Here is a 25,775-nt window from a genome sequence, read left to right as displayed (position 1 = left end):
GAAAATAAAGTATTTTCAAATATTTTGAACAACGACCTGAGTTGATGGTTGAATTTGTAAGAACGGCTACCGCCAGTTCCAGGAGCTTCCCCCATGCGTAACTAAATGTTCGCGGCGAGTATCGCCGCAATCGCCTTGTGCCGTCGGCCGTTTCGGCGCGCACCCAGTCGCAGACGACTTGCGAGCAGCAGCGCTCGACGCGTGTCGTCGCGACCGTCGGCGGCGCCGCGGCCGGCGGCGTGCTCGGCAATGTTGTCGCCGGAAAGGGCGACAAGCGTCTCGGTACTGTGATCGGCGCCGTGGGCGGCGCGATCGTCGCCGACCAGGTTGCTAAGCCCGGCCGCGATTGCCGCGACGCTTATGGCTATTATGATCAGGAAGGCCGCTGGCACGCCTCGGGGATCGGTTCAAATGAAGCGCGCGGCTATTATGATCGCGAAGGCAGCTGGGTCGAAGGTCCGCCCAACGGCCGTTATGGCGACGATGGACGCTGGGTCACCTACAGCGGATCCAACCGCGGCGAGGGCGATTATCGCTCGGACGGCGAATGGGTGCCCGCATCGGCGAATGGCTATTTCGACCGCAACGAAAAATGGGTCACAGGCTCGAAGAGCGGACGCTACGACAATCGCGGGCGGTGGGTCACCGGCACCGATACGGGATCGAGCAGCCGCCGCGATGCGAAGGGCAATTGGGTCGCCGACCCGCAGCCAGGATATTATGATAATGGCCGCTGGATTGCGGGCGCTGCGACGGGCTATTACGACGGCCGCAGCCAGAATAATGCCGGCACGGGCGGCGCTTCGGTCATCGGTGGCGGCTACGGTACAGGCCGCCCGATCGTGACGCAGCTTTCGGACCTCGACCAATATGTCCGCACGGCCCGGTCGGATCGCCGGCTCGATGCGCGTACTGCAGCAAGCGTTCGGCGCGATTTGATGGCCATCCGGGGCGACGAGAAAAAGATGCGCCACGACCGCATGGGCAATTTGTCGGCGCGTGACGAAACCGCCCTTCAGGCGCGGGTCGATCGCGTCAATCTTCGCCTGCGCATCAGTCCCAACTGATCGGCGGGCCCCTGGAACGGCGGGCGCTTCTTCGGCGACGACTTCGATGTTCGCACGATCGACCGCTATGACGCGAGCGCAGAAATCGTCATGCCGCGCGGTCAGAGACCGGTAGGCAATGCACGCGCCTTCGACGCGGCCGATCTGTTTCGGACGCTCGAACCCTGCATCCGCACGCCCGAATAGACCTGCCGCGCTTGTCCGGGGCCGAGCCGCATGCCGCGCATTAGGATAGGGTAGTGTTATCTCAGCTCGCGCCCGCGTTGCCGCCGACGTCGTAAAAACGGGCCGCGAAGGAGATCACGGCCCGTTCAGGATACTCGTCCGAGTCAGCTTTTCTTGCTGCCGTCCTTCTTGTCCGACTGTTTGGCGCCGCCCTGCTGGGTACCGCCGCCGTCCTTCTGCTGCTGCTGGCTGCTCTTGTCGGATGCGCCGCCCTGCTGCTTGCCGCCGCTTGACGAACCTTTGTTATCTTGAGCCATTTTGGCTTCCTCTCACCTGATTGCCCGGGGGTGGGCATGGAAGAGACGAGCCGCCGAAGCCGATGTTCCAGGCTCGGCACCGAACTTAACCTGCGTTATACCGATTTTCATGATTGCGACGATGCGAGCCCACGGAGGCGGGCGGGGCGGTCAGGCGGATGCGCCGGACTGCGCGGCGAACCAATCGGCGTAGGGCGTGTTGCGGGCCATGTGACGGTTGTAGTCGGGTGCGCCGTCGTCCCACCAAACCGGTCCCCGCTCGCCGAGCAACCGCTTGCCCTCGTCGACCCCGACGCGGGCCTTTCGCATCGCAAGCTTGTCGTCGGACATCTTCGCCGCTGCGACCGCGCGGCGCGCGGTCATGAGCCGGTCGACAAGCCGCTCCCGCTCGCCATCGCTGAGGCGCGGGTCCGACAACCGCCAGAGCCGGCCCCGAACGACGAAATAACGCCCGTCGGGTGTCTCGGGATAGGTCTCCACGATGCGTTACGGCGCCGGCAGGGCCACCGCGGGCAAGGCGGCCAGCTCGGCTCTCGTCATCGTGCTTTCGAGGTCGGTATCACCGCCTTGGACGCGTGTCTTCAATCCGAGGATCGGGACATGGACATAGCGGTCGGGATTGGTGCCTTCAATCTCGACGAGAAGGCGATCGACCTTGCCACCGGGGCCGCGAAGGACCTTGGCCACGTCACCGAGGTCGGTGCCGTCAGCGGCGACAAGGTCGGCATCGAGAAGCTGGGCTTCGCTAAGACCCAGCGCGGCCGGCACGGGTCCCGCGACGGTCGCGCTCGTTTCCGCGGACTTCTCGAGCTTGTCTTCCGCAGCTTCGTTCGGGTCCGAGCAGGCCGCAAGCAGGGCCGAGGAGGCAATGAGCAAGATGAAATGGCGCACGGATGATCCTTTCTTTGCGAGGTTCGGAAACGCATCCCGGCGGGGTGCGGTTGCGAACCGCTAGTCTGCGAAGGCCGCGTCGGGCACTATCTGCCCCGATTGCCGCGGCGTAATCAGCTCGTCGAGGTCGAAGCCCTGCGACTTGGCGACCGCGAGATAATTTTTGACGATATCGGTCGGCAGCGCGGCGGTGCGGGAAATGAGCCAGAGATGCGCTCGGTCGGGCGTGCCGACCAGCGCCACCGAATAATCGGCTGCCAGCTGGAGGATCCAGTAGTCGCACGAGCCTGATGGGCAATTACCGATCTCGTCCGTTTGAGTGATGTGAGCGTTCGGCAGCGGACCTAGGGAAAGGAGCAAGAGCAAACGGGAAAATGGAGTGGATAGTGGAGCGCAATCTGGACCTGCGATATGTCGTCATCGGTGCCGGCATGTCGGGGATATTGGCGGCGATCCGCCTGCGTGAGTCGGGCTATCGCAACGTCACGCTGCTCGAAAAGGCGCAGACCGTCGGCGGCACCTGGCGCGAAAACCGCTATCCGGGGCTTAATTGCGACGTTCCCGCGCACGCCTATACCTACAGCTTCGCGCCCAATGCCGAATGGAGCAGCTATCTCGCTCCGGGGCATGAGATTCAGGATTATTTCGAGCGTGTGACCGCCGACTACAGCCTGCGCGACATTGCGCATTTCGGGCAGGAGGTCGAAAGCTGCGTCTATGCCGAGGGCGCCTGGCGGATCGCGACCAAAGCGGGAATGACGTGCGAGGCCGATATCGTCATCACCGCGACCGGCGTTCTTCATCATCCACGCATGCCGGACATTGCGGGGCTGGACGACTTCGCCGGAACCGTCGCCCACAGCGCGCGCTGGGATGAATCGATCCCGCTCGACGGGCGGCGCATCGGTGTGGTCGGCAACGGGTCGACAGGGGTGCAGCTGATCTCGGCGCTTGGTGGCCGCGCCGGCAAGCTCAGCCATTTTCAGCGCTCGCCGCAATGGATCATGCCCGTGCTCAACGAGCCTTATGACGAAGCGCAGCGCGAAGCCTTTCGCCGCGACCCGGCGCTGATCGACGCGATCCGCTACGACCCCGAATATCTCGCCAATGTGCTGCGCTTCACCGAAGGCATCATCAAGCCCGATTCAGAGGAAATGCAGATCATCGAAGCGATGGTGCTCGGCTATCTCGAACAGGGCGTCACCGATCCGGTGCTGCGCGAAAAGCTGCGCCCCGACTATCGCGCCGCGTGCAAGCGGCTGATCTTTTCGCCCGACTATTATCGGGTGGTACAGGAGCATGATGTCGACATTGTCGTAGGCGGGATCGACCGGATCGAGCCCGAGGGTATCCGAACCAGGGATGGCGTGCTGCACGAACTCGATCTCATCATTCTCGCGACTGGGTTCCACAGCGACCGCTTCATCCGCCCCGCCGTCGTCACTGGACGTGGCGGCGTCGCGCTCGACGATGTTTGGCGCAAGCATGCGACCGCCTATAATGCGATCTCGCTTCCCGATTTCCCCAACTTTCTCTTCCTCAACGGGCCGACCGGCCCGGTCGGCAACTTCTCGCTCATCGATGTCGCCGAACGCCAGTGGGGTTATGTCGAACAGCTGCTCGACAAGGTGGCGACGGGCGAATGCGACGAGATTTCGGTGAGCGCCGATGCCATGGCGCGCTATGAAGACGCGCGCATCGCGGCCGCAAAAGGCACGATCTTCGCCTCGGGCTGTTCGAGCTGGTATCTCGGCAAGGATGGCGTCCCGATGACCTGGCCGTGGAGCTATGGCCGCTTTGCCGAAGTGATGGCGAAGCCCGACTTCGACGATTTCGAAATGGTGAAGGCCGAGGTCGCCGCCTGAAGGCGAGGCCCGATCGGGAGAGTGACATGACAAATCCGGCAATCGCCGTCGTGACGGGCGCCAGCCGCGGCGCGGGTAAGGGCATCGCGATCGGTCTCGGCGAAAAGGGGATGACCGTTTATGTCACCGGCCGCAGCAGCGATGGCAGCGATGCGAAGGGGTGGGATGGTGCTCCGCTGGCGGGAACCATCCATGAAACCGCCGAGGCGGTGACGGCCGCGGGCGGCAATGGCATTGCGGTCGCCTGCGATCACGCCGACGATGCGCAGGTCACAGCGCTTTTCGAACGGGTGCGTAAGGATGCGGGGCGGCTCGATATCCTTGTGAACAACGCCACCTATATCCATCACCAACTTATAACCCCCGCGCCCTTCTGGGAAAAGGAGCTGGAAGCGGTGGAAATCCTCAACGTCGGATTGCGCTCGGCCTACGTCGCGAGCTGGCACGCTGCCGCGATGATGGTTGAGCAAAAATCGGGATTGATCGCTTTCACCTCCTCCTTCGGCGCGAGCTGCTACATGCACGGCGCGGCCTATGGCGCGCAAAAGGCGGGCGTTGACAAGTTCGCGCACGATATGGCGGTCGATTTCAAACCGCATGGCGTCCGCACCGTCTCGATCTGGCTGGGGCCGCAGATCACCGAGCGTGCGCTGGGCGCGGCCGAGGTGCACAAGGAGCAATATGAAGGCTTCATGGCGATGGCCGAGATGCCGCAGTTCACCGGGCATATCATCCATGCAATCGCCGGCGACCCCAACGGCGACGAGCTGTCGGGGCACACCGTTATCGGCGCCGAGATTGCGGGACGCTATGGCATCACAGACCGCGGCAAGACGCCGCCCTCGCACCGCGAGATGCTCGGCAGCCCGCGCGAACCGAACCCCGCGATCGTCTATTAGTCGGGCGTAGCCGTTGCCGCCTGCCGCCCCGCCATTCGCCCGAAAAAGGTGCAGTCGGCGAGGCTGAGCCCCGAGCTATAGCCATGCCCCCAGCGCGGCAGGCCCGACGTGGCGCGGCCGGCGGCATAGAGGCCGGGAACGATATGGCCGGTGCGATCGAGCACCTCGCCCGACGGGCGGGTGTTGAGGCCACCAAGCGTGAAGAAGGAAAAGAAGCTGGTGCGGATATTGAGCTCCAGCGCCGCGAACGGCCCTTCGTCGAGCACCTTCAGCCACTCGGGCGCCTTGTTGAAGATCGGATCATGGCCTTCAGCGGCATAGCGGTTGAAGGTGTGGACGGTGGGCGCCAGCGTGGCGTCGGGCAGGCCGAGTTCGCGTTCGACCTCCTCCCAGCTGTCACCCACCGCGGCGATCTCGATCCGCGCAAGGTCGAGCGGCCGCGCGAAAATCGCGTTGTCGACTAGCAGGAAGACGCGGTCGCCGGTTTGGTCGAGCATCGTCCGGCTTACGCGTCCGTGATAGCAATCCTCGTTGATGAAGCGCTGGCCGCGTTCGTTGACGAAAATGCCCTTCACCAGGCTTTCGGGCATGATCCACGGGCAGGTGGTGAAAAATTCGTCCATGTGGATCGCGTCGCCGCCGACGCCCATGCCCATCAATATGCCCGAGCCATTGTCATTCTCGCCGATCGGATTGCTGAGGCGCAGCGTTTGCGGCGCGTGGCGGCGGAGCATGTCGTCGTTCATGCAGAAACCGCCGGTCGCCAGCACCACGCCCTTGCGCGCGCGAATGAACTGTGGCTGGCCGTCGATGCGGACAACCAGACCGGTGACGCGGCCCTGTATGTCTGCAACGAGCGACAGAACGCGCGCATCGCATTGTACCTCGACGCCCAATGCCCGGACGCGCGCCTCGAATATGTCGACGAGCTTGCGTCCGCCGCCCCAGCCCATGAACTGGATCGTGTGTCCGCGCGGCGCGGGGGCGGCGGTTTCGCAAAAGGGCCACGCCGCCTCGCTGCCCGACCAGATCAGCGTGTCGTCTTCGGCGGGCTCGATGATCTTGCCGGGAAGAAATGTCCCTTTGTATGGAATCCCCTGATCCTTGAGCCATTGATAATGGCCGAGGCTTTCGCGTGCATAGAGCGCGACCTTGGCGGCATCGGCATCGGGGCCGCCCGCCATCATCAGATAGGCTTCGAGCGCTTCAGTCGTGTCGGTAAAGCCCGCCACGCGCTGCGCATCGGTGCCGCCGCCGCCGCCGAGGTAGATTTCACCGCCTGACAGCGCCGAGGCGCCGCCGCTGCCCGACGCCGCCTCGAACAGCATCACCGCGGCGCCGGCCTCGGCCGCCTCGATTGCCGCGCAGGCGCCTGCGGCACCGAAGCCGACGATCGCGACATCGGTCTCGCCGTCCCAGCGCTCGACCTGTTCGTGAGGAAAGGGGCGAGCGGTGGAGAAATCGCTCATGCGGCGGTCTCGCGCGCCTTCAGCATGTCGAGCGCGACGTCGACGATCATATCCTCCTGCCCGCCGACCATCTTGCGGCGGCCGAGCTCGACGAGGATCGTGCGCGTGTCGAGGCCATAGGTTTCGGCCGCCTTTTCGGCGTGGCGCAGGAAGCTCGAGTAGACACCCGCATAGCCTAGCGCGAGTGTTTCGCGGTCGACGCGGACCGGGCGGTCCTGCAGCGGACGCACCAGATCCTCCGCCGCGTCCATCAGCGCATTGACGTCGCAGCCGTGGTTCCAGCCCTTGCGGTCGGCGGCGGCGACAAAGACCTCGAGCGGCGCATTACCCGCGCCCGCGCCCATCCCGGTGAGCGAGGCGTCGATGCGCACCGCGCCTTGCTGCGCCGCGACGATGCTGTTCGCGACACCGAGCGACAGATTATGGTGCGCGTGCATGCCGCGCTGCGTTTCGGGTTTCAGCACGCGATCATAGGCTTCGAGCCGTGCCTTGACGCCGTCCATGTCGAGCGCGCCGCCGCTGTCGGTGACATAGACGCACTCGGCGCCGTAGCTTTCCATCAGCAAGGCCTGGTTCGCGAGCGCCTCGGGCTCGATCATATGGCTCATCATCAGGAAGCCCGCGACATCCATGCCAAGGTCGCGCGCGATGCCGATATGCTGTTTCGACACATCGGCCTCGGTGCAATGCGTCGCGACGCGCACCGAACGGACGCCGAGGTCATAGGCGCGGCGAAGTTCCTCGACCGTGCCGACACCGGGCAGGATCAGCGTGGTGAGCACCGACTTCGTCAGCACCGATGCGACCGCTTCCAGCCATTCCCAGTCGGTGTGCGCGCCGAAGCCATAGTTGAAGCTGGCGCCGCTCAGGCCGTCGCCATGCGCGACCTCGATCGCGTCAACCCCCGCGTCGTCGAGCGCCTTCGCGATCACCTTCACGTCGTCGATGCCATACATATGGCGGATCGCGTGCATCCCGTCGCGCAGCGTGACGTCCTGGATATAGAGCTTGTCGCCCGCCTCCACGTTGAACCGGCTCATGCGACCACCTTCTTTCCTTCGCGGATACGCTCTGCGAGCAGTTCGCCGGTCGCCTTGGCGGCGGCGGTCATGATGTCGAGATTGCCCGAATAGGGGGGCAGGTAATCGCCCGCACCCTCGACCTCGAGCAGGATCATCGTCTTGATCCCGGTGAACTCGCCGCGCCCGGGGATCTTGAGCTTGTTGTTGTCGCCGAAGCGCTCGAACTGCACCTCCTGCTTCAGGCGGTAGCCGGGCACATAAGCCTGCACCTTCTTCACCATGGCCTCGACCGACGCGCGGATCGTGTCCTCGTCGGCGCCCTCGGACAGCGTAAAGACCGTGTCGCGCATGATCATCGGCGGCTCGGCGGGATTGAGGATGATGATCGCCTTGCCCTGCGCCGCGCCGCCGACCTTTTCGATCGCGCCCGCGGTCGTGCGGGTAAATTCGTCGATATTGGCGCGCGTGCCGGGTCCCGCCGAGCGCGACGAGACCGATGCGACGATCTCGGCATAATGGACGGTGGCGACCTGGCTGACCGCGGCGACCATCGGGATTGTCGCCTGTCCGCCGCACGTCACCATATTGACGTTGCCGGCATCGAGATTGTCCTCACCGTTGACGGTCGGGATCGTATAAGGGCCGATCGCCGCGGGGGTCAGGTCGACGACCCGCTTGCCGTCGGCGCGCAGCGCGGCGTCATGCACCTTGTGCGCATAGGCGCTGGTCGCGTCGAAAACGATGCCGATCTCGGGATAGACGTCCATGACTTTGAGCCCGTCGATGCCTTCATGCGTCGTCGCGACGCCGCGTTCGCGCGCCATCGCGAGCCCTTCGGATTTTTCGTCGATGCCGACGACCGCCACCAGCTCCATATTCTGCGGATATTTGATCATCTTGATCATCAGGTCGGTGCCGATATTGCCCGAACCGATGATCGCTGCCTTCACGCGGGTCATTGCCATTCCTTATACAAAACGCGCGACGCAATGGCCGAGCGTGCGGCGGCCGTCGCCGAGGATCATTTCGAAAATGTCGCCCTTCGCCGCGGGTGCGAGGGGCACGAGGCTGCCCGACAGGATGATGTCGCCGGCATCGAGCGTCACGCCATGCGCGCCGAGCGTATTGGCGAGCCACGCGACCGCCTGCGCCGGGTCGCCCTGAACCGCATGGCCATAGCCTTCGGACAACGGCGATCCGTTTTTCGCCACCGCGACATGCAGGTTCGGCAGATCGAGCGCGCGCGGGTCGATGCGTTCCTTGCCGAGTATAAAGACACCGCACGAGGCGTTGTCGGCAACCGTGTCGACGATACCGATCTTCCAGTCGGTGATGCGGCTGTCGACGATCTCGAAACAGGGGGCGATGCTCGCGGTCGCCGCGATCACGTCGGCGGCGGTCACGCCCGGACCGTTCAGGCTGTCCTTCAGGATGAACGCGATCTCGGCCTCGGCGCGCGGCGCGATCAGCGCTTTCGCGTCGATGTCGATATCGCCCTCGATATGCATCCAATCGGTGAGGAAGCCGAAATCGGGCTGATGGACACCCAACATGTCCTGCACCGCTTTCGACGTGACGCCGATCTTCTTGCCGACGACGCGTTCGCCGTCGGCAAGCCGCCGCGACAGGAAATCGAGGCTGATCGCATAGGCGTCGTCGATCGTCAGCAACGCATCGCGCGCGATCAGCGGTTCAACAGTGCGCCGGTCGCGCAGCGCCGCATGAAGCTCGCGCCCGTAAGTTTCAGCGATGCTCATCGAGAAACTCGATTGCATAGCGGTTGAACTCGCTCGCGCGCTCGACCTGCACCCAGTGGCCGACCTTGTTGAAGGTCACGCAGCGCACATCGTCGCACGCTTCGAAGAAATACTGGATACCCGAGAGCGGCATGAACCGCTCGTTCTGGCCCCAGAAGAGCAGGATCGGTACCTTGATCTCGCCCAGCCGCGGCCGGACATTGTGCGTCCGCATCCGCGTGATCACGTCCTTGGGCTGCCGGCGCGCGACCGCGAAGCGCTCCTCCACGAGCGCATCGGTGATGTGTTTCGGATCGTAAACCAGATTTTCGCCGAGGCGCCGCTGGTCGGCGAGGCTGAAGTCGGGGCTGCCGAACGAGGAACGCATGTCGGCGATGCCGGGCATGGCGAAATAGACGTCGAGCTCCTCGATGCAGCCGGGCGCCATCAGGATCAGCCGTTCGACGAATTCGGGGTGATCCTGCGTCATCTGGATCGCGATGCCGCCGCCGAGCGAATTGCCGATCAGCGTCGCCGTCTCGATCCCATGCGCTTTCAGTGCGTCGTACAGCGTGTCGGTGAACAAAGTCAGCGTATAGTCGATGTCTTCAGGTTTCGACGAGGCGCCATAGCCGATCAGGTCGGGCAGGATGACGCGGTAACCGGCCGCGACGAACGCATCGACATTATGCCGGAAATTCGACAGCCCCGACGCGCCGGGGCCGCTGCCGTGGACGAACACCAGCGCCGGGCCTTCGCCCGCTTCCTTGATGGTGATGTCATAGCCGCCCGCGACGCGGTGGGTCGTTTCCTTCATCTCTCCCATGGCAGTTTCCTCTTACATGAATGTGAAGGCGGGCGGTTCGCCGAGCATCGTCATCACGACGTCGGTGGTGCGATTGCCGGGGTCGTTCGCGACGTGCGCGCGCGCGGCGTTGAGGTCGAGCCACGGCTGGATGATCGCGCTCGACATATAGATGGCGCGGCCGCCGAGCAGCTGGACCATGCCGTCTACCAGCTCGGCGAGCCGCCGCACGACGGTCGAGGACTGATAGGCATAGAGCGCGCGTTCCTCGATTGTGATCGGCTCGCCGCTTTCGGATTTCGCCATCAGCCGGTCGAAGGTCGTCTGGTGCGTCAGCTCCATCTCAAGGATTTGCGCATGCGCATTCGCGATCGCGCCGTGGAGCAAAGGATCGGCCTTAGACGCCTTGCCGGTGTTGGTCGAAATGCGGCCCTGCATGATCTCCATCGCGGCATTGACCGCCGCGCGCGCGCCGCCGAACGCCGCAGTCGACACCGACCGGACAAAGATCTGCGCCCAGGGCAGGCGATAGAGCGGGCCGTCATTCTCGGCCTGGCCGGGGTTGGTGCAGGCAAAGCCGTCGCTGGCCTTGTGCGTGCGATGTTCGGGGACGAAGACGCGCTCGACGAGGATGTCGAAGCTGCCGGTGCCCTGCAGCCCGAAGACGTCCCATGTCCCCTCGATGACCTGATAGTCGCCGCGCGGAAGGAGGAAGGTGCGCATGTCGGGCGGGCCACCGTCGGTGTCGAAGTTGAGCGCGCCGAGCAGTACCCAGCCGCAATGCGTCGAGCCCGAGGAAAAGCCCCAGCGGCCCGAGAGGTAAAAGCCGCCCTCGACCTTCTCGACCTTGCCCACCGGCTGATAGGTCGACGAGACGAGCATCGCGCCGCCATTGTCGCCCCACACCTCGCGCTGCGCCTCGTCGTGGAAGAGCGCGAGCTCATAGGGGTGGCAGCCGAGCACGCCATAGATCCAGCCGGTCGACATGCAGCCTTCGGCAAGCGCCTTCTGCACTTCGAAGAAAACATTGGGGTGCATTTCATAGCCGCCCCAGCGCTTCGGCTGCAGGATGCGGAAGAATCCGGCGTCCTGCATCTCGGCGACGGTTTCGGCCGGCACATTGCCGTCGAGCGTCGTCTGACGCGCGCGCGCCTTCAGCGTCGGGATCATTGCGCGGGCGCGCTCGATCAGCGCGGCGGGGGTGGGCAGCGCGGTGTCGGCGGCTTGCTGCGGGGCGGTGGCCATATGCTCTCCTCGGGATATTCATGCGCTTGCGGGAGGCCGCGTCGCGATATCACTCCCATATTCGTAGTGAATGATGCATTTCTCTACGCAAGCTGTCAATCCGGATTCTATGCAAAATGTCGCTTCGGGCTATTCGAAGGGCCGGGCTGCGTATCGAGGCGCGCAGCGCGATACGCAAAGTGTCGCTTGCCGTAGCGGCGTTCAGGGCTTTGGATTGATCGATCGACAGCGATAGGTGCGAGCTGAGAAGGAAAAATATACGGTTTGCGTAAATTATAACGCAAATTTCTACGTATCATACTTGATATAGCGCGTTCTCGCCTGTAGCTTGCGCTCGATTCAGGGTGCCGGAGCACCCGTCCGTAGGGGATGAGTGAATGGCAATCAGGTCACTGGCCTATGTCGTGGTCGATACGGCCGATGTCGAAGCGTGGCGCGCCTATGCCGAACAGGTGCTGGGCATGCAGGCGATCGACCATGCGGGCGGCCTGCGCCTGCGCATGGACGAGCGTCCGTTTCGCATGCTGATTCGCAAGGGCGATGCCGAGCAGTTTCACGCCGCGGGGCTCGTCTATCCCGACAAGGCCGCCTTCGATCGCGGCATTGCGGGACTCCGTGATGCAGGCGTCGTAGTCGAGCCCGCGTCCGAGGCGGAGGCGAAGGATCGCCATGTCGTCGAATTCGTCCGCTGCACCGATCCCTCGGGCAACCGGCTCGAACTCGGCTGGGGACGCGTCGTCGACGGCAACCCCTTCGTCTCGCCCGCTGGCGTATCCGGCTTTATCACGGGCGAGATGGGGATGGGGCATGTCGTCTTTCCCGCGGCGAAGATCGCCGAGACGCGCGCCTTCTATATCGAGCTGCTCGGTTTCGGCGACACCGACGAGATGCGCGTCTATATGCAGGGCGGCGGACCCGACGATCCGGGGCTCGGCATGCATTTTCTCCATTGCGACAATCCGCGCCACCACAGCGTCGCGCTCGCCGAATTTCCGGTGCCGAGCGGGCTGGTCCATATGATGGTCGAAGTGCCGGGCCTCGACGACGTCGGGCGTGCGCTCGACCGCGCGAAGGCCGCGAACATCCATATCTCGTCGAGCCTCGGCAAGCATATGAACGACAAGATGGTGAGCTTTTACATGCGCAGCCCCGGCGGCTTCGACATCGAATATGGCTTCGGCGGCATCCAGCCCGACTGGGCCAGTTTCACCCCGACGATCAGCATCAAGGAAGACGAATGGGGTCATCACTGGGACTTCGGCGGCTAACGCGCCTCCGAAATCCCGCCCCCTTACTGCATCATTGGAGAGATACTCATGCCCAGCCATGACGATATGGTCCGCGCCGTCGAACGCTATGTCGAGGCGTTCGAAAAGGGTGACGCGGCAATGGCGTCCGGCCTTTACGCCGACGACGCGACGGTCGAGGATCCGATCGGCACCCCGATCCACCAGGGACGCGACGCGATCCACGCCTTTTATACGATGTCGATGCAGGCGGGCGCCAAGCTCCGCCTCGACGGCCCGGTCCGCACCGGCGGCGACTATGCCGCCTTTGCCTTCACCGTGCTCGTCGACTTCGGCGGGCCAAAAGAGATCGAGGTAATCGACACCTTCAAATTCGACGGCGAGGGCAAGGTGACCGAGATGCGCGCCTATTGGAGCCCCGCCAACATGCGCAGCACCGGGGCATAGTGGCGATGCGCGAAGCCGCCATCGTTTCGACCGCGCGCACCGGCGTAGGCAAAGCCTATCGCGGTGCATTCAACGACACCGAGGCGCCGGTGCTGGCGGCGCATGTCGTCAACGCCGCGATCGAGCGTGCCGGGATCGACCCGGCGCGGATCGACGACGTCTATCTGGGCGTCGGCAACCACTGGAACACGCAAAGTTACAATCTCGGGCGGCTGGCGGTTCATGGTTCGATACTCCCCGATTCGACCGGAGGTTTCACGCTCGACCGCAAATGTTCGTCGGGGCTCAACGCGCTTGCGCTCGCCGCGCGCGGCATCATGTGCAACGAGATCGACGTCGCGATTGCGGGCGGGATGGAAAGCATCTCGCTCACCCTCAACAAGCACGCCCCGGCCTTTCGCAACCGGTCCGAGTTCATCAAAACGGCCGACCCGCACGCCTATATGGCGATGATCGAGACCGCCGAGATCGTCGCCGACCGCTATGGCGTCAGCCGCGAGGCGCAGGACGCCTTCTCCGCGACCAGCCAGCAGCGCGCGGGCGCGGCGCAGACCGCGGGCCGCTTCGCGCAAGAAATTGTGCCGATCACCGTCACCAGGGCGCTGTTCGACAAAGAAGGCAATGAAACCGGCAAGGAAGAATTGACGCTGGCGCATGACGAGGGCGTGCGCTGCGACACCACCGCCGAAAAGCTCGCGGGGCTGAAACCCGTGTTCAAGGACGGGCTCGTCGTCAAGGAAGGCCGTCATATCACCGCGGGTAACGCCAGCCAGCTATCCGACGGCGCCTCGGCACAGGTCGTGATGGACCGCGCGATGGCCGAGAAGGAAGGGTTGCCGATCCTCGGCATCTATCGCGGTTTTCAGGTTGCGGGCTGCAAGGCCGAGGAAATGGGCATCGGCCCGGTCTTCGCCATCCCCAAGCTGCTCGAACGCGCCGGCCTCAAGATCGACGACATCGGCCTCTGGGAAATCAACGAGGCGTTCGCCAGCCAGGCGCTTTATTGCCGCGACAAGCTCGGCATCGATCCGGGCAAGCTCAACGTCAACGGCGGCGGCATCGCGATCGGCCATCCTTTCGGGATGACGGGCTCGCGCCTCGTCGGCCACGCGCTGATCGAGGGCAAGCGCCGCGGCGTCCGCTATGCGGTCGTCTCGATGTGCGTCGCTGGCGGCATGGGCGCCGCCGGCCTGTTCGAAATCGTCTAAATCAAAAGGAGGCGGCGATGGCGCTGTTGTTCGAAGGAAAAACCGCATTCGTCACCGGCGGGGGCAGCGGCATCGGCCGCGCCGCTGCGCTGGCCTTTGCCGCGGAGGGCGCGAAGGTCGCGATCGGCGATCTCAATGGCGACAGCGCCGCCGAAACCGCCGCGCTGATCCGCGCGGAGGGCGGCGAGGCGCATCATGGCGCGCTTGACGTTACCGACGGCGACGCGGTCGATGTCTTTGTCGACGATATGGTGGCGCGCTGGGGCCAGCTCGATTGCGCCTTCAACAATGCTGGGATTTCGCTCGAGGGCATGGAAACGCCGTGGGGCGACCTTGGCGCCTATGATCGCACCATCGCGGTTAACCAGCGCGGGCTGCTGCTCTGCATGGCCGCTGAACTGCGCCATATGGAAAGGGCGGGGCGCGGTGCGATCGTCAATACAGCGTCGATCGCGGGTATGGCGGGCGCCGGGGGCGCCGGCTATTGCGGGTCGAAGCATGCGGTCGTCGGGCTCACGCGCTCGGCTGCGATGCGCTACGCCGCGCAGGGCATCCGCATCAACGCCGTCTGTCCCGGCGCGATCCGCACCCCGATGGTCGATGCCGTGGTGAAGGAGGAAGCCGCGGCGCGCTTCGTGGCCGAAATGCACCCGATGAACCGCATCGGCGAAGCACATGAAATCGCCGACGCGGTGATCTTCCTCTGCTCGGGCAAGGCGAGCTTCATCACCGGCCACCCGCTCGCGGTCGACGGCGGTTATCTGGCGCGCTGAGCGAGTATCCGCCAGCCGCGCTTTCGCGGGAATGACGAGTAGTGGAATGCCAAGCGTCGCTTTCCGACGTTGGATCTATTGATTCACCCGCATCGCATGGCGCGCGGCGAGCCAGCCGAAGGTCATCGCAGGGCCCAGTGTCGCGCCCGCGCCCGGATAGGTCCGCCCCATCGCGGCCGCCGAAGCGTTGCCGATCGCATAGAGCCCGCCCAGCGGCCTGCCGTCCTCGCCGAGCACCCGACCGTTGTCGTCGGTGAGCAGCCCGCCGTTGGTGCCAAGATCGCACGGATAGATCGGGATGGCATAAAAGGGGGCCTCGGCGATCGGCGCGAGCGTCGGGTTCGGCGTCACCGACGCATCGCCATAATGCCGGTCATAGGCGGACGCGCCGCGCCCAAAATCGGGATCCTCGCCCTTGAGTGCATTGGCGTTGAAGCGTGCAATTTCCTTGGAAAGCACGGCGGCGTCGACGCCGATCTCCTTCGCCAGCCCGGCGAGCGTTCCGGCTTTCTTGAGAATCTTGCGCATCGCTTCGGGAATGCGGCCGTCGGCCGATGGCTTGCCCGCCATCATCGGCCCCAGCATATATTTGCCGCGATAGCGCGCGTCGAACACGAACCACGAGGGGGCGGTAGGCGCGTCGGGGGTGTTGCAGCGGTGCATCTCGCCCCCCGCGACATGATAGGACGCCGCCTCGTTCATGTAGCGGCGGCCCGCCTGATTGACGATGATCGACGAGGGCAGCGCGCGCTCGACGAACAGGATCCGCGCGCGGTCCTCGCCTTCGAGCAGGAAGCCGGGACCCCACCAGGCCGAATCCATCAGCGCGGTCGCGGCGCCTGCCGCGAGCCCGGCCTTGAGCCCGTCGCCGGTATTGCTCGGCACCCCCGCGCTCCAGTCGGCCGAGGTCGGCTGCGGCAGATATTTTTCGCGCAGCGCGGCATCATGGTCGAAGCCGCCGCTCGCAATGATCACGCCGCGGCGCGCGCGCACCTCGATCCGCTCGCCGTCGCGTTCGACGATCGCGCCGGCGATCCCGCTCTTGTCCCGGACCAGTTCGACCATCGGCGCATTGAGCCAGATCGGCACGCCCTTTTCGTCGATCGACAGCTTCAGTCGTCCGATCAGCGCATTGCCGCCGGTCAGCCGCCGCGACCGCTTCGTCTTGAAGCGCCAGGGCAGGTCGAACATATATTTGAGCATCAGCTTGAACAGCAAAGGCTTGGCGCCGGGGCTCATGGTCAGGAGCAGCTTCGCCTCCTCCATCGTCCAGGTGAAGCGGCCAAAGGTCAGCGTCAGCGTGTGCGGCGGCTCCATCCGCTCGAAATCCGTGCCCAGCCGGTCGGCCATCAGCGGGATGGGGTCGTGCGTCCGCCACCCGTCGCGCGCGCCGTCGACGTCCATATGATAGTCGGAATAGGCATAGGCGGTGTAGCGAACCTCGGATCGCGCCTCGAGATAGCTCAGCATCCGGTGCGCATTGTCGACATAGGTCGCGAGCTTGGTTTCGGGTACATCGTCGCCGATCAATGCCTTGATATAGCCCAGCGCTTCCTTCGGGTCGTCGGCGTGGCCCTTGGCACGCGCGTCGTCGCTGTTCGGGATCCAGATGCCGCCGCCCGACGTCGCCGAGGTCCCGCCATAACGCGCGCTTTTCTCGACAACCAGCACGTCGGCGCCGGCATCGGCAGCGGTGAAGGCCGCAGTCAAAGCCCCGGCGCCCGAGCCGATCACCAATATATCGACTTCGTGAACCGCCACTCTATTGCTCCTGCGTGCCTGCCCGAAAAAAAACTCGCGCTTTCCGGCCTTCATGCGGTTCTACATAATGATTGCGTTTTTGAAAGGCAAAATATTTACGCAAACCGTTATATATTCCGCGCTGCAATCGATGAATGTTGACAGTGGCGCGGCGATACGGTCTGTGGGAAGCATATCGATGGCGTTGACGCGCCATCGCATGGGGTACTGGTTCAGCTTGGGAGAATAAGCGTTGCGCACCGCAACCAAAGCCGGGAAAAGGACGCGGGGCAAGGCCGCCAACGCGAACCAGGGTGACGGGCTGCCCGCGCTCGACGATGTCGACGAGCAGATCATCGCCGCGCTTCGCAAGAATGGCCGGATCGCAAACCGCGACATCGCGCGCGAGATGGGGCTGAACGAGGCGACGGTGCGCACGCGGCTGCGCAGGCTCGAGGATGCCAGCATGGTGCGCGTCGTCGCGATGCGCGACCTTTCGGCGATGGGCTTTGGTTATCTGGCACCCGTCGGCGTGCAGGTGAAGGGGCGGCCCGCGGGCGATGTCGGCGCCGAGATCGCCGAGCTGGAACGCGTCATCACCGTCAATGTCGCGATCGGAACGCATGACCTCGAAATCCAGGTGGTGGCCGAAACACTCGAGGAGATGCAGCATCTTCTGACCGGTGTGATCGCCAAGATCGAGGGGGTCGAACGGCTGTTCCCCAGCCTTGCGCTCAAGGTCCTCAAATATAATCCGGAATGGGCACCGCTATGAGCACCAGGATCAGCCTCGACGAACTCGATCACAAGATCATCGAACGGCTCGGCCACGATGCGCGGGTGTCGAACCGTGAGATCGGCCGCGAATTCGACCTGACCGAGGGCACGATCCGTTCGCGCCTCAAGCGACTGCTCGACAACAGGGTGATCCGCGTCGCCGCGGTCACCAACGCCAACCGGCTCCGCAATCCGATCCTCGCCTATCTTTGGGTGGAGGCGGATACCGCCGCCGACATCGAGAAGGTCGCGGCGAGCCTGGCGCAGTTGCCCGAGATCGGCTTTGTCGCGACGACGCTCGGCCGCGCCGATGTGCTCGCGATGACTCTGGTCGAAAACGGCAACGAGCTGACCGATTTCCTGCATCAGACGATCGACAAGATCCCCGGCGTCCGGCGCGTCCGCTACAGCCTCGGGCAGAATTTCATCAAGCACGACTATCGCTGGTGCGCACTGGTCGATTGACGGTTCGGCGAGCGAGCCTATCCCGCCGCCCAGCCCGCCTTGATCCCGCCTTCGGCAAGCGTGCCGTCGACGATCGCGCGCGGTTCGGAACGGCTATAGCAAATCCGCCAGCCCTCGGGGGTGCGGCGATAGCGGTCGTGATAGAAGTTGGCGAGCAGCCGAAAGCTCTTGCTGCGCGGGTCATAGGTCGCATAGCCGAGATTCCAGCGCGCACTGGCTTCGTCGCCGTCGACTTCGATCTCGGCATTGTGCCCCTGATGCACGTCGGTGATCGGCGTCGTCGCCGCCATCTGCGTGAACACGCCGATGAGCCCTTCGAGGTCGAATTCGCCGACGGGCGGAAAGTTGATCACCGCATCCTCCGTGAAGCAGGCGCGGATCGCGTCCACATCCTTCGCGTCGCAGGCATTGAGGTAACGCGCCTTCAGGCGGCGGATGTCGCTTTCGGCTTCAAGCCGCGCGATACGGGATTCAAGGTCGGTCATCGAGGGGGATTATCCTGCTTTCGGGGATGGGATGGTCGGTGGCGCCAATCCAGCGCAGTAACATCGTGCCCTGATGGTGCCCGGCGGTGTCGATCCAGTTGCCGAAGCCCGGGTCGCGCGGGCCGATGATCAATGTCAGCGTGCCGTCGTCGTTCAGCCGCGCGCTATGCCCGTTCACATGGATGCGGTGATAGCGATAATCGAGCGATTCCATCCAGTAATTGTCGAGCTGGAAATTCCAGAAACTGCATCCGGGTACGCGCGTGTCGATGCGAAGCGCTTCGCCCGGTTCGAGCTGCCACCAGCCGTGGAGGTAGAAGATCGTCGGGTCGCCGCCCGCGCGGAAAAAAGGCGTCTGGTCGATCGTCGTCAGCCGGTTCATCTGGTTCGCCCGGAAATCCTCGGTCCACTGAACGAAGGTCCGCGCGGTTCCCGCAACAAAAGCGGTCGTGCGTTCGAGCGCCGCCGCGAGCGTGTCGGCGGAAAGCGGCGCGGGATGGGCGGGGCCGTCGATCGCCTCGATCTCGACCGTCGCGGGCGCTTCGTTCGCGCGGTCCAGAAAGGTCTGGCGCACGATCACCATCGAACTGTCGTCGGCGAGCGGCAGCCAGTTGCCGTCGACCCTTTCGCGGCTGACGATGATCTCGAACGACCCGTCGTCGGCGACCGCCATGTCGGCCGAATCGATCTCGCCGGTCGAGGCCATTGTCCCGTCGACGGCATAGCGATTGGCCTTGGTGCCAAAGCTCAGGATCGGGACGCTGCCGCGTTTGCCCCGTATGCGATAGCTCCGCGCGCCTGACACCGTCGCGTTCATATAGATGTTGTCTGGATTGTCGGCGCCGATCTTCGCCGTCTCGTGCGACGCGGCATAGAAGCTCGGGAAATCGGGGTCGGCATGCTCGAGCTGCATGTCGAGCGCGATGCGCAGCAGCCGCGTCAGGTAACGATAGCCCTCGGCGCGGTCGAGCGGGTTGGCGGCGGCTTCGGCGCCGGTGACGATCTCTCCCGCGGCTTCCAGCCGCCGGCAGAAATCGCGCCAGACATCGCGCGGCAGGATGCGGTCGTTCGTCATCGTCATGGCGCCATATACTGGCCGCCGTTGACGTCGAGCGTCGCGCCGGTGACCATTTTCGCATAATCGGAAAGGAAGAAGAGTACGCTCTTCGCGCAATCCTCCTCGGGCGGAATGACGCCGAGCGGGATGCGCGCGGTGATCTCGCCGATCACCGCATCGCGGTCCTGTCCGCCCGCGGCGGCGCGGTCGATATAGTCATAGACCGGCTTGCCGCCGATCCAGCCCATCCGCGTCGCGTTGACCCGGATGTTAAAGCGGCCAAGATCCTTCGCCATATGTCTGGTCATGGTGGTGAGGCCGCCCTTGGCCGTCGCATAGCCGCCCTCGCCGGGAAAGGGATTGACCTGCGACATGGTGGCGACATTGACCACCGCGCCGCCGCCCGCCGCTTTCATCGCGGGCAGCACCGCCTGCGTCATCCGGAGCGCGCCGAGGCAATTGACGTCGAATACCTTGGCCCAATCCTCGGGATCGGCCTCGTCCACCGTCACCCATTCGCCGTGGATATAGGCGGTGTTGACCAGCCCATCGATCCGCCCGAACGCGTCGGCGGTTGCTTTCGCCAGCGCCGCGCACTGGCCCGCATCGCCGACGTCGGTAGGCACCGCGACCGCTTCGCCGCCGCTCGCGCGGATTTCGCCCGCGACCGCGTCGATGAAATCCCTGTTGCGCGCGCCGAGCCCGACTTTGGCGCCCTCGGCGGCGGCGATCCGCGCCATCGCCTGCCCCATGCCGGGGCCGACCCCGCTGATGATGACGACCTTGTTCTCAAGCAGGCTTGGCATATTTCTCTCCCGCAAAAATGTCCTTGAGCCCGGGGTCGAGCGCGTTGCCGACCTCCGGACAATATGTTCCCGACGGACCGTACATCGCGGCGACACAGCGGTTGCACGCGGTGCAGCCCGAAACATCGGTGGTCCCGCTTTGCCATTTCGCGATCAGCGCCGGATCGTGGATCAGTGCACGCGCCAGCGCGATCGCATCGAACCCTTCGGCGGCCGCCTGCCGCGCCCCGGCGAGCGATTGAATGCCGCCCAGATAGGCGAGCTTCATCGGCGTCTGGCCGAGCGCCGCCTTCAGTTTTAGCGCGGACTCCATCAGATAATTTTCGCGAAATGGGGGCAACTTCGGCACGCTGCGCTTGAGGATCGCGAATTGCAGCTTGGACAGCAGTCCGCCCTGCATCGCGGCAAGGTCGTCATAGGGCAGCGCGCTGCCGAACATCGCCCAGGTGCTTTCGATATTGCGCCCCGCCGACAGCACCAGCATGTCCGCGCCCGCCGCTTCGAGCGCGCGCGCGGTTACAATCGCGTCGTCGACCGTCGCGCCGCCCGGCACCGCGTCGGTCAGGTTGATCTTGGCGAGGATCGCGAGCCGCCCGCCGGTCGCCCGCTTGACCGCAGCCAGCACCTCGGCCGGAAAGTGCACGCGGTTCGCAGCCGATCCGCCATAGCCATCCTTGCGGAAATTGGAGAGCGGCGAGATGAACTGGTTGAGCAGATAGCCATGCCCCATATGGATTTCGAGCGCATCGAAACCCGCCTGTTCGGCAAGCTTGGCGGCGCGCACGAACTCGCCCGTCACCATCTCCATATCGGCGCGCGTCATCGCGCGCTGAAAGAAACGACCCTTAAGCACCCCCATCTTGTCGATTCCGGCCGATGCCGACATCGCGCGCGGGGTCGAGAGGTCGTCGATCTGGCAGAAGCTGCCGCCATGGGTGATCTGCGCCGACGCCATGGCGCCCCCGGCGTGGATCGCGTCGGTGACCGCGCGGTAATGCGGCACGCTTTCGCGGCTCAACATCCCCTGTCCGGGCAGCGTGCGTCCGTCGGGCGAGACCGCGAGATAGGCGAGCGTCGTCATCGCCACGCCGCCGCGCGCATAGGCACGGTGGAAATCGAGGAGCGCGCCGGTCGGGAAGGTCGCCTTGCTCATCATCTCGTTCGCGCCCGAACGGATGAAGCGGTTGCGTAGGGTGATTGGCCCGATCTGCACCGGGTCGAAGGGATCGGCGGCGCTCACGGTGCGGGCACCGGCGTGAAATCGGTGGGCGGGTCCCTGACCCAGAAGTCGGCTTCGGTGCGGCTCGCGATCCGCCAGCCCGCGGGCGTGCGCACCAGATCGTCGATATAGGTGCAGCCGAGCAGGAACAGATGATCACCCTCAGGCCGCGCCAGCTGCATCGGATTGAACAGCATCGTCTTCGCGGTCGCGCGGTCGCCCTCGAGCCGGATCAGCGGCAGGCCGATCAGATGCTGCGTGAGGGGAAAGGGCGCGAGCGCCTTTGCCAGCCACGGCTTGATCTCCGCCCAGCTGCCCCGCGCGCCGCCGGTGACGCAATAGTCGATCGCGGCGTCCGGCGTGAACACCGCGTCGAGCGCGTCATAATCCTTCGCATCGATCGCAAAGACATAGGCGGCGAGCAACTGCTGGATTTCGATGATGTCGGCGGCGCTCATCCTGCTCGTTCCTTCAGCCGAAATTGGCCTGCCCACCGTCGAGCGGGATCGTCGCCCCGGTCAGATAGCTGAGGTCGGGGCCGCACAGCGCCGCGACCGCATTGCCGATATCATCCTCGCAATCGCCGACGCGGCGCAGCGGGATCGTACGGAAAAAGGCCTCGGCCTCGTCCGGGTTGTTTTCGATCCAGCCTTGCAGACCGGGCGAATTGGCGTGCGGCGCGATGGCGAGCACGCGGATGCCATCGGGCCCCCATTCGGCTGCGGCGGCGCGGGTCAGCGCGCGCGTCGCCTGCTTAACCGCAGCATAGGCACCGTAATTCGCCATGTCCCAGCGCACGGCGGCCGAGCTGGCAAGGTTGATGATCGTGCCGCCACCGCAGCGCAGAAGGTGCGGATGACAGGCTTTCATCAACCGGAACGAGGCCAGCGGCCCAGAAGCGAAACCCGCCTCGAACGCGTCATCCTCCACCGAAAGCAGCGGCCCGAGCGGCACCTCCTGCGCATTGTTCACGAGAATGTCGATCGCGCCGAAATGCTGCGCGACAGCATCCACCACGGCGCGGACCGACTCTGCGTCCTTGACGTCGGCAGCGAAGGCGGCGGAATCGCTGCCGATTTCGCCCGCCACTGCTTCGAGCTTGGCGAGCGTGCGGCCGACCAGCGCAATCCGGGCACCGCGCCGGGCAAGCGCGCGGGCAATGCCGCGCCCGACACCCTGGCCTGCGCCGGTGACGAGTGCGACCTTGCCCGCCAGCATGATCAGGGCTGCCCCATCAGGCTTGCGGGCGCGCCGGGCAGGAAGGGCTGGTAATAGCCCGCCGACCAGCCACCATCGACCGCCAGCTCGGCGCCGCTGATATAGCTGGCATCGTCGGAGGCGATGAACAGGCTGGCGCGCGCGATTTCCTCGGGCTCGCCGATGCGCTGGAGCGGGACACGCTCATAGCCGACATTGAGCGCGTCGCCGGTCAGCCCGGTCGGATTGCCCATCTGGGTGTTCACGCCGCCGGGGTGGACGGTGCAGACGCGAATGCCGCGCGGGCCCAGCTCGTAGGCGAGCGATTTCGACAGCCCGCGCACCGCCCATTTGCTGGCGGTATAGGCCGACAGGCCGTTGCAGCCGCGAAGGCCGTCGACCGACGAGATGTTGACGATCACGCCGCGTCCCGCCTCGGTCATCGCGCGCGCGGCATATTTGGCGCCGAGCATCGTTCCCATCACATTGATCGCGAGGACGCGCTCGATGTCCTCGGCGGGCATCGCCTCGATCGGGCTGAAATGCACGATCGCGGCGTTGTTGATCAATATGTCGAGCTTGCCGAAGCGCTGGACCGTCGCGGCGACGACGCGTTCCCAGTCGGCTTCGGACCGCACGTCGAGCTTCTCGAACACGGCGCTCTCGCCGATTTCACTCGCGGTTTCCTGTCCCTTGTCCTCGATCACGTCGCACAGCACCACCTTGGCGCCCTCGGCCGCGAAGAGCCGCGCGGTCGCGGCGCCCATACCCTGTGCCGCACCCGTTACGATCGCAACTTTACCTGCGAGTCTTGCCACGCATTTTCTCCTGATTTCTGTCTGTATTGCCGCCCTCAGGCGACTTTCTGTTCGAACGGCGCGGACAAGGTGCCGCGGGTGACGTGCGTGCCGTTGACGCGCTTCTGAAATTCCCCGGCGCGCGCACGGCTGTTGTAGAATTGGCGATACCAGATGCGGAGCTTGCCGATCGGGCCGTCGCCCTGCACCGCCATCGGATTGACGCATGGCTTCTTGTTCGACCAGATTTCGAAATCCTGCGCGAAGGCGGCGCAGGCCGCGGCCTGATAGGCGCGCGCCATCGCGACATCGTCCGCCGTCGGCTCGGCATTGGGCACCTTGACCAGCAGCGCGTGCCACACTTTCACCACCCCGTCGTCGACGGGGGTGTGCGCGATCATGATGATCGAGGGGAATTGCCCCGACATGCGCGATTGCAGGATGCCCGGCCCGGTATACCAGGTGTCGGTTTCGAGCGGGGCGTCGCCCTGGAGCGTGCGGTGTCCCGCGCGGAGCCGCTGGACGACGCGGTGACCGTCGAAATCATTTTCGAAGACGTCGACGGCGTCATTGCCGTGGACGGGTTCGAAATGGGCGCGGTCGACCATATTGTCGAGGATCTCGACCGGATGGCTGGCGAGTTCGCCCAGCCGGTCGAGCTCCCATTTTACCCAATGCGGCTGATCATATTCCTCGAACGATGGCAGCTCATATTCGGGTTCGAGCCCTTCGGGATCGTGCCACATCCAGATGCAGCCCGCGCGCTCGATCACCGGCCAGTTTTCGAGCTTCGCCGCCGCCGGAATCTTTTGCGGGGAATAAGGGATCTGGTTGCACTTGCCATCGGGGCCAAAGCGCCAGCCATGATAGGGGCAGCGGATCGATTCGCCCTGCACATGCTCGTTGTCGCGGATCACAAAGCTCGTCTCGTTCTTCGCCAGATGCGCGCCCATATGCGGGCAATAGGCGTCGACCAGATAAACCTGCCCCGACTCGCCGCGATACAGCACCCGGTCGCGGCCGAAAAAGCGGACGGCGAGCGGTTTTGTCCCTTCCAGTTCGGCGGCGGCGGCGATCATGAACCAGCCGCGCGGAAAGACCTGGTCGCCCAGTCCATAGTCTGCGGTTGTCGCCATTGGAAATCTCCCATTCATGCCCGGATTTACATCAGACATTGTCATTATGCGTTTTGAAAACTTGCGATGTCATCGCATTTCGATAACATATCTCACTATTGTCGACATTATGCAATATTTTGTAGTTCAAGGAGGGTGAAGATGGGTGAAAGTTCGCAGTTTCCCGAGGGCGCGACGCTGATTTTCGGCGCGACCGGCGGCATCGGCGCGGCGGTTGCGGGCGAATTCGCGGCGGCGGGGAGCGACATTGCGATCGCTTGGCGCTCGAAGCAGGCGGAGGCCGAGGCGCTGGCCGAGCGCATCGAAGCGTCGGGGCGCAAGGCGAGCCTGCACCAGTGCGACGTCACCGACGACGACGCGCTCGACGCCACCATTGCGGGCGCCATTGCCACGCACGGCCGCATCCATACCATGCTGTGGGGCGCCGGCCCGCTCGTCGCGCAAGTCCATCTCGCCGACACGACCCCCGAACAATTGCGCCGCGCGATCGACGTCGAGGTTCATGGCTTTTTCGGCGCCACGCATCTTATCATTCCGCACATGCGCGAACATGGCGGAGGCTCGTTCGTCCATCTGGGGTCGGCCGGCGACCTCCGCTGGCCCGACAAGGACGGCCTGTCGGTCGCGCCCAAAGCCGCGAACGAAGCGCTGGTCAAGGGCATCGCGCGCGAGGAGGGGAAGCATGGCATCCGCGCCAACTCCATCCTCGTCGGCGTGATCGAGGCCGGCATGTTCCTCGAACTTTCGAAGCAAGGCGTGTTCGACGACGCATGGACCGCCGAGGTTCACAAGAATCTCGCGCTCAAGCGCTGGGGTCGTCCCGAGGAAATCGGTCATGCGGCGGTTTTCCTTGCCTCGTCCAAAGCTGCCTACGTCACGGGGCAGCAGATTGCGGTCGCGGGCGGTTACGGGGTCTGATGCGAAGGCACCGACCCCTGCA

General features: G+C 64.6%; 29 protein-coding genes. 10 read left to right on the top strand and 19 right to left on the bottom strand.

Annotated elements, in window-relative coordinates; all coding sequences use genetic code 11:
- Positions 1–137: 137 nt before the first annotated feature.
- Positions 138–1,067: a glycine zipper 2TM domain-containing protein gene (locus tag ASD73_RS05940; RefSeq protein WP_056370633.1), complete on the top strand. Its 930-nt coding sequence runs from the start codon at positions 138–140 to the stop codon at positions 1,065–1,067.
- A gap of 329 nt (positions 1,068–1,396) precedes the next feature.
- On the opposite strand, the gene ASD73_RS22995 is transcribed toward ASD73_RS05940, so the two are convergent.
- The 4 genes from ASD73_RS22995 to ASD73_RS22200 all read right to left on the bottom strand — a co-directional run bounded on the left by ASD73_RS22995 (position 1,397) and on the right by ASD73_RS22200 (position 2,806).
- Positions 1,397–1,549 carry a hypothetical protein gene (locus ASD73_RS22995; protein ID WP_200934898.1) on the bottom strand — a complete coding sequence of 51 codons (153 nt, stop codon included), beginning with the start codon at positions 1,547–1,549 and terminating at the stop codon, positions 1,397–1,399.
- 150 nt (positions 1,550–1,699) lie between these two features.
- Positions 1,700–2,029, bottom strand: coding sequence for a hypothetical protein (locus ASD73_RS05935; protein WP_056370631.1), 330 nt, complete (start codon positions 2,027–2,029; stop codon positions 1,700–1,702).
- 6 nt (positions 2,030–2,035) lie between these two features.
- Entirely contained in the window at positions 2,036–2,440 is a 405-nt protein-coding gene (locus ASD73_RS05930; RefSeq protein ID WP_056370629.1) for a hypothetical protein, read from the bottom strand.
- A gap of 60 nt (positions 2,441–2,500) precedes the next feature.
- A complete protein-coding gene (locus tag ASD73_RS22200; RefSeq protein ID WP_235534194.1) occupies positions 2,501–2,806 on the bottom strand; it encodes a lipocalin family protein in 306 nt (101 codons plus the stop codon).
- A 20-nt stretch (positions 2,807–2,826) separates the two neighbouring features.
- Between ASD73_RS22200 and ASD73_RS05920 the strand changes: the two genes are divergently transcribed.
- Both ASD73_RS05920 and ASD73_RS05915 read left to right on the top strand, forming a co-directional pair.
- Complete coding sequence (locus ASD73_RS05920; protein ID WP_327196909.1) at positions 2,827–4,305, top strand: flavin-containing monooxygenase; 1,479 nt, start codon at positions 2,827–2,829, stop codon at positions 4,303–4,305.
- Positions 4,306–4,331: 26 nt separating this feature from the next.
- Positions 4,332–5,204 (top strand): SDR family NAD(P)-dependent oxidoreductase, encoded by an 873-nt coding sequence (locus ASD73_RS05915; RefSeq protein WP_056370624.1) that lies wholly within the window; start codon positions 4,332–4,334, stop codon positions 5,202–5,204.
- Here the strand turns inward: ASD73_RS05915 and ASD73_RS05910 are convergent.
- Genes ASD73_RS05910 through ASD73_RS05885 form a run of 6 tightly spaced genes read right to left on the bottom strand, consistent with a single transcriptional unit; the run spans position 5,201 to position 11,481 of the window.
- Positions 5,201–6,673: an FAD-dependent oxidoreductase gene (locus ASD73_RS05910; RefSeq protein ID WP_056370622.1), complete on the bottom strand. Its 1,473-nt coding sequence runs from the start codon at positions 6,671–6,673 to the stop codon at positions 5,201–5,203. The genes ASD73_RS05915 and ASD73_RS05910 overlap by 4 nt on opposite strands.
- Complete coding sequence (dmpG, locus tag ASD73_RS05905) at positions 6,670–7,713, bottom strand: 4-hydroxy-2-oxovalerate aldolase (RefSeq protein ID WP_056370620.1); 1,044 nt, start codon at positions 7,711–7,713, stop codon at positions 6,670–6,672. The genes ASD73_RS05910 and dmpG overlap by 4 nt, the downstream gene beginning before the upstream one ends.
- Positions 7,710–8,654, bottom strand: coding sequence for an acetaldehyde dehydrogenase (acetylating) (locus tag ASD73_RS05900; RefSeq protein ID WP_056373262.1), 945 nt, complete (start codon positions 8,652–8,654; stop codon positions 7,710–7,712). Before ASD73_RS05900 ends, dmpG begins: the two co-directional genes overlap by 4 nt.
- Before the next feature lie 9 nt (positions 8,655–8,663).
- Positions 8,664–9,452, bottom strand: coding sequence for a fumarylacetoacetate hydrolase family protein (locus ASD73_RS05895; RefSeq protein ID WP_056370619.1), 789 nt, complete (start codon positions 9,450–9,452; stop codon positions 8,664–8,666).
- Positions 9,439–10,257 carry an alpha/beta fold hydrolase gene (locus ASD73_RS05890; protein WP_056370617.1) on the bottom strand — a complete coding sequence of 273 codons (819 nt, stop codon included), beginning with the start codon at positions 10,255–10,257 and terminating at the stop codon, positions 9,439–9,441. Before ASD73_RS05890 ends, ASD73_RS05895 begins: the two co-directional genes overlap by 14 nt.
- Positions 10,258–10,269: 12 nt before the next feature.
- Positions 10,270–11,481, bottom strand: a complete 1,212-nt coding sequence (locus ASD73_RS05885) for an acyl-CoA dehydrogenase family protein (protein ID WP_056370615.1) — start codon at positions 11,479–11,481, stop codon at positions 10,270–10,272.
- A gap of 377 nt (positions 11,482–11,858) precedes the next feature.
- Here ASD73_RS05885 and ASD73_RS05880 point away from each other — a divergent pair, with 377 nt between their 5' ends.
- The 4 genes from ASD73_RS05880 to ASD73_RS05865 are packed head-to-tail and all read left to right on the top strand — an operon-like array spanning position 11,859 to position 15,156.
- On the top strand, positions 11,859–12,749 hold the full coding sequence (locus ASD73_RS05880; RefSeq protein WP_056370613.1) for a VOC family protein: 891 nt from the start codon (positions 11,859–11,861) through the stop codon (positions 12,747–12,749).
- A 48-nt stretch (positions 12,750–12,797) separates the two neighbouring features.
- Positions 12,798–13,175, top strand: a complete 378-nt coding sequence (locus ASD73_RS05875) for a nuclear transport factor 2 family protein (protein WP_056370612.1) — start codon at positions 12,798–12,800, stop codon at positions 13,173–13,175.
- 5 nt (positions 13,176–13,180) lie between these two features.
- Positions 13,181–14,383 (top strand): thiolase family protein, encoded by a 1,203-nt coding sequence (locus ASD73_RS05870; protein ID WP_056373261.1) that lies wholly within the window; start codon positions 13,181–13,183, stop codon positions 14,381–14,383.
- A gap of 17 nt (positions 14,384–14,400) precedes the next feature.
- Positions 14,401–15,156, top strand: a complete 756-nt coding sequence (locus tag ASD73_RS05865) for a glucose 1-dehydrogenase (RefSeq protein ID WP_056370610.1) — start codon at positions 14,401–14,403, stop codon at positions 15,154–15,156.
- Positions 15,157–15,231: 75 nt separating this feature from the next.
- On the opposite strand, the gene ASD73_RS05860 is transcribed toward ASD73_RS05865, so the two are convergent.
- A complete protein-coding gene (locus ASD73_RS05860; RefSeq protein ID WP_056373260.1) occupies positions 15,232–16,917 on the bottom strand; it encodes an FAD-dependent oxidoreductase in 1,686 nt (561 codons plus the stop codon).
- Between the two features lie 232 nt (positions 16,918–17,149).
- On the opposite strand from ASD73_RS05860, the gene ASD73_RS05855 reads away from it, so the two are divergent.
- Complete coding sequence (locus ASD73_RS05855; RefSeq protein ID WP_056370608.1) at positions 17,150–17,671, top strand: Lrp/AsnC family transcriptional regulator; 522 nt, start codon at positions 17,150–17,152, stop codon at positions 17,669–17,671.
- A complete protein-coding gene (locus ASD73_RS05850) occupies positions 17,668–18,138 on the top strand; it encodes an Lrp/AsnC family transcriptional regulator (protein ID WP_056370606.1) in 471 nt (156 codons plus the stop codon). The genes ASD73_RS05855 and ASD73_RS05850 overlap by 4 nt, the downstream gene beginning before the upstream one ends.
- Before the next feature lie 17 nt (positions 18,139–18,155).
- Here the strand turns inward: ASD73_RS05850 and ASD73_RS05845 are convergent, their stop codons facing one another.
- From ASD73_RS05845 to ASD73_RS05810, 8 genes are read right to left on the bottom strand one after another with little or no spacing between them, the layout of a single operon-like run.
- Positions 18,156–18,623 (bottom strand): nuclear transport factor 2 family protein, encoded by a 468-nt coding sequence (locus ASD73_RS05845; protein ID WP_056370604.1) that lies wholly within the window; start codon positions 18,621–18,623, stop codon positions 18,156–18,158.
- A complete protein-coding gene (locus ASD73_RS05840; RefSeq protein WP_056373259.1) occupies positions 18,610–19,698 on the bottom strand; it encodes a DUF1214 domain-containing protein in 1,089 nt (362 codons plus the stop codon). Before ASD73_RS05840 ends, ASD73_RS05845 begins: the two co-directional genes overlap by 14 nt.
- A 2-nt stretch (positions 19,699–19,700) precedes the next feature.
- Positions 19,701–20,486: an SDR family oxidoreductase gene (locus ASD73_RS05835; RefSeq protein ID WP_056370602.1), complete on the bottom strand. Its 786-nt coding sequence runs from the start codon at positions 20,484–20,486 to the stop codon at positions 19,701–19,703.
- Positions 20,470–21,726, bottom strand: coding sequence for an NADH:flavin oxidoreductase (locus ASD73_RS05830; RefSeq protein ID WP_056370600.1), 1,257 nt, complete (start codon positions 21,724–21,726; stop codon positions 20,470–20,472). Before ASD73_RS05830 ends, ASD73_RS05835 begins: the two co-directional genes overlap by 17 nt.
- Positions 21,723–22,163: a nuclear transport factor 2 family protein gene (locus ASD73_RS05825; protein WP_056370598.1), complete on the bottom strand. Its 441-nt coding sequence runs from the start codon at positions 22,161–22,163 to the stop codon at positions 21,723–21,725. Before ASD73_RS05825 ends, ASD73_RS05830 begins: the two co-directional genes overlap by 4 nt.
- Positions 22,164–22,176: 13 nt before the next feature.
- Complete coding sequence (locus tag ASD73_RS05820) at positions 22,177–22,923, bottom strand: SDR family NAD(P)-dependent oxidoreductase (protein ID WP_056370596.1); 747 nt, start codon at positions 22,921–22,923, stop codon at positions 22,177–22,179.
- Between the two features lie 2 nt (positions 22,924–22,925).
- Positions 22,926–23,720: an SDR family NAD(P)-dependent oxidoreductase gene (locus ASD73_RS05815; RefSeq protein WP_056370595.1), complete on the bottom strand. Its 795-nt coding sequence runs from the start codon at positions 23,718–23,720 to the stop codon at positions 22,926–22,928.
- 35 nt (positions 23,721–23,755) lie between these two features.
- Positions 23,756–24,835 (bottom strand): Rieske 2Fe-2S domain-containing protein, encoded by a 1,080-nt coding sequence (locus ASD73_RS05810; RefSeq protein ID WP_056370593.1) that lies wholly within the window; start codon positions 24,833–24,835, stop codon positions 23,756–23,758.
- 141 nt (positions 24,836–24,976) lie between these two features.
- Between ASD73_RS05810 and ASD73_RS05805 the strand changes: the two genes are divergently transcribed.
- Positions 24,977–25,753 carry an SDR family NAD(P)-dependent oxidoreductase gene (locus tag ASD73_RS05805; protein WP_056370591.1) on the top strand — a complete coding sequence of 259 codons (777 nt, stop codon included), beginning with the start codon at positions 24,977–24,979 and terminating at the stop codon, positions 25,751–25,753.
- Positions 25,754–25,775 lie beyond the last annotated feature (22 nt).

This window comes from Sphingopyxis sp. Root154, from assembly GCF_001427105.1.
Classification (GTDB): Bacteria; Pseudomonadota; Alphaproteobacteria; order Sphingomonadales; family Sphingomonadaceae; genus Sphingopyxis.
Note: the sequence above shows the minus strand (reverse complement) of the source record. Positions and strands in the feature narration are given on the sequence as shown.

What these genes read in the sequence shown, in the direction of transcription:
- ASD73_RS22995 (WP_200934898.1), bottom strand. Translation starts at nt 1,549, where the DNA reads ATGGCTCAAGATAACAAAGGTTCGTCAAGCGGCGGCAAGCAGCAGGGC.
- ASD73_RS05915 (WP_056370624.1), top strand. Translation starts at nt 4,332, where the DNA reads ATGACAAATCCGGCAATCGCCGTCGTGACGGGCGCCAGCCGCGGCGCG.
- ASD73_RS05910 (WP_056370622.1), bottom strand. Translation starts at nt 6,673, where the DNA reads ATGAGCGATTTCTCCACCGCTCGCCCCTTTCCTCACGAACAGGTCGAG.
- dmpG (WP_056370620.1), bottom strand. Translation starts at nt 7,713, where the DNA reads ATGAGCCGGTTCAACGTGGAGGCGGGCGACAAGCTCTATATCCAGGAC.
- ASD73_RS05900 (WP_056373262.1), bottom strand. Translation starts at nt 8,654, where the DNA reads ATGACCCGCGTGAAGGCAGCGATCATCGGTTCGGGCAATATCGGCACC.
- ASD73_RS05895 (WP_056370619.1), bottom strand. Translation starts at nt 9,452, where the DNA reads ATGAGCATCGCTGAAACTTACGGGCGCGAGCTTCATGCGGCGCTGCGC.
- ASD73_RS05890 (WP_056370617.1), bottom strand. Translation starts at nt 10,257, where the DNA reads ATGGGAGAGATGAAGGAAACGACCCACCGCGTCGCGGGCGGCTATGAC.
- ASD73_RS05885 (WP_056370615.1), bottom strand. Translation starts at nt 11,481, where the DNA reads ATGGCCACCGCCCCGCAGCAAGCCGCCGACACCGCGCTGCCCACCCCC.
- ASD73_RS05880 (WP_056370613.1), top strand. Translation starts at nt 11,859, where the DNA reads ATGGCAATCAGGTCACTGGCCTATGTCGTGGTCGATACGGCCGATGTC.
- ASD73_RS05875 (WP_056370612.1), top strand. Translation starts at nt 12,798, where the DNA reads ATGCCCAGCCATGACGATATGGTCCGCGCCGTCGAACGCTATGTCGAG.
- ASD73_RS05870 (WP_056373261.1), top strand. Translation starts at nt 13,181, where the DNA reads ATGCGCGAAGCCGCCATCGTTTCGACCGCGCGCACCGGCGTAGGCAAA.
- ASD73_RS05865 (WP_056370610.1), top strand. Translation starts at nt 14,401, where the DNA reads ATGGCGCTGTTGTTCGAAGGAAAAACCGCATTCGTCACCGGCGGGGGC.
- ASD73_RS05850 (WP_056370606.1), top strand. Translation starts at nt 17,668, where the DNA reads ATGAGCACCAGGATCAGCCTCGACGAACTCGATCACAAGATCATCGAA.
- ASD73_RS05845 (WP_056370604.1), bottom strand. Translation starts at nt 18,623, where the DNA reads ATGACCGACCTTGAATCCCGTATCGCGCGGCTTGAAGCCGAAAGCGAC.
- ASD73_RS05840 (WP_056373259.1), bottom strand. Translation starts at nt 19,698, where the DNA reads ATGACGAACGACCGCATCCTGCCGCGCGATGTCTGGCGCGATTTCTGC.
- ASD73_RS05835 (WP_056370602.1), bottom strand. Translation starts at nt 20,486, where the DNA reads ATGCCAAGCCTGCTTGAGAACAAGGTCGTCATCATCAGCGGGGTCGGC.
- ASD73_RS05825 (WP_056370598.1), bottom strand. Translation starts at nt 22,163, where the DNA reads ATGAGCGCCGCCGACATCATCGAAATCCAGCAGTTGCTCGCCGCCTAT.
- ASD73_RS05820 (WP_056370596.1), bottom strand. Translation starts at nt 22,923, where the DNA reads ATGCTGGCGGGCAAGGTCGCACTCGTCACCGGCGCAGGCCAGGGTGTC.
- ASD73_RS05810 (WP_056370593.1), bottom strand. Translation starts at nt 24,835, where the DNA reads ATGGCGACAACCGCAGACTATGGACTGGGCGACCAGGTCTTTCCGCGC.
- ASD73_RS05805 (WP_056370591.1), top strand. Translation starts at nt 24,977, where the DNA reads ATGGGTGAAAGTTCGCAGTTTCCCGAGGGCGCGACGCTGATTTTCGGC.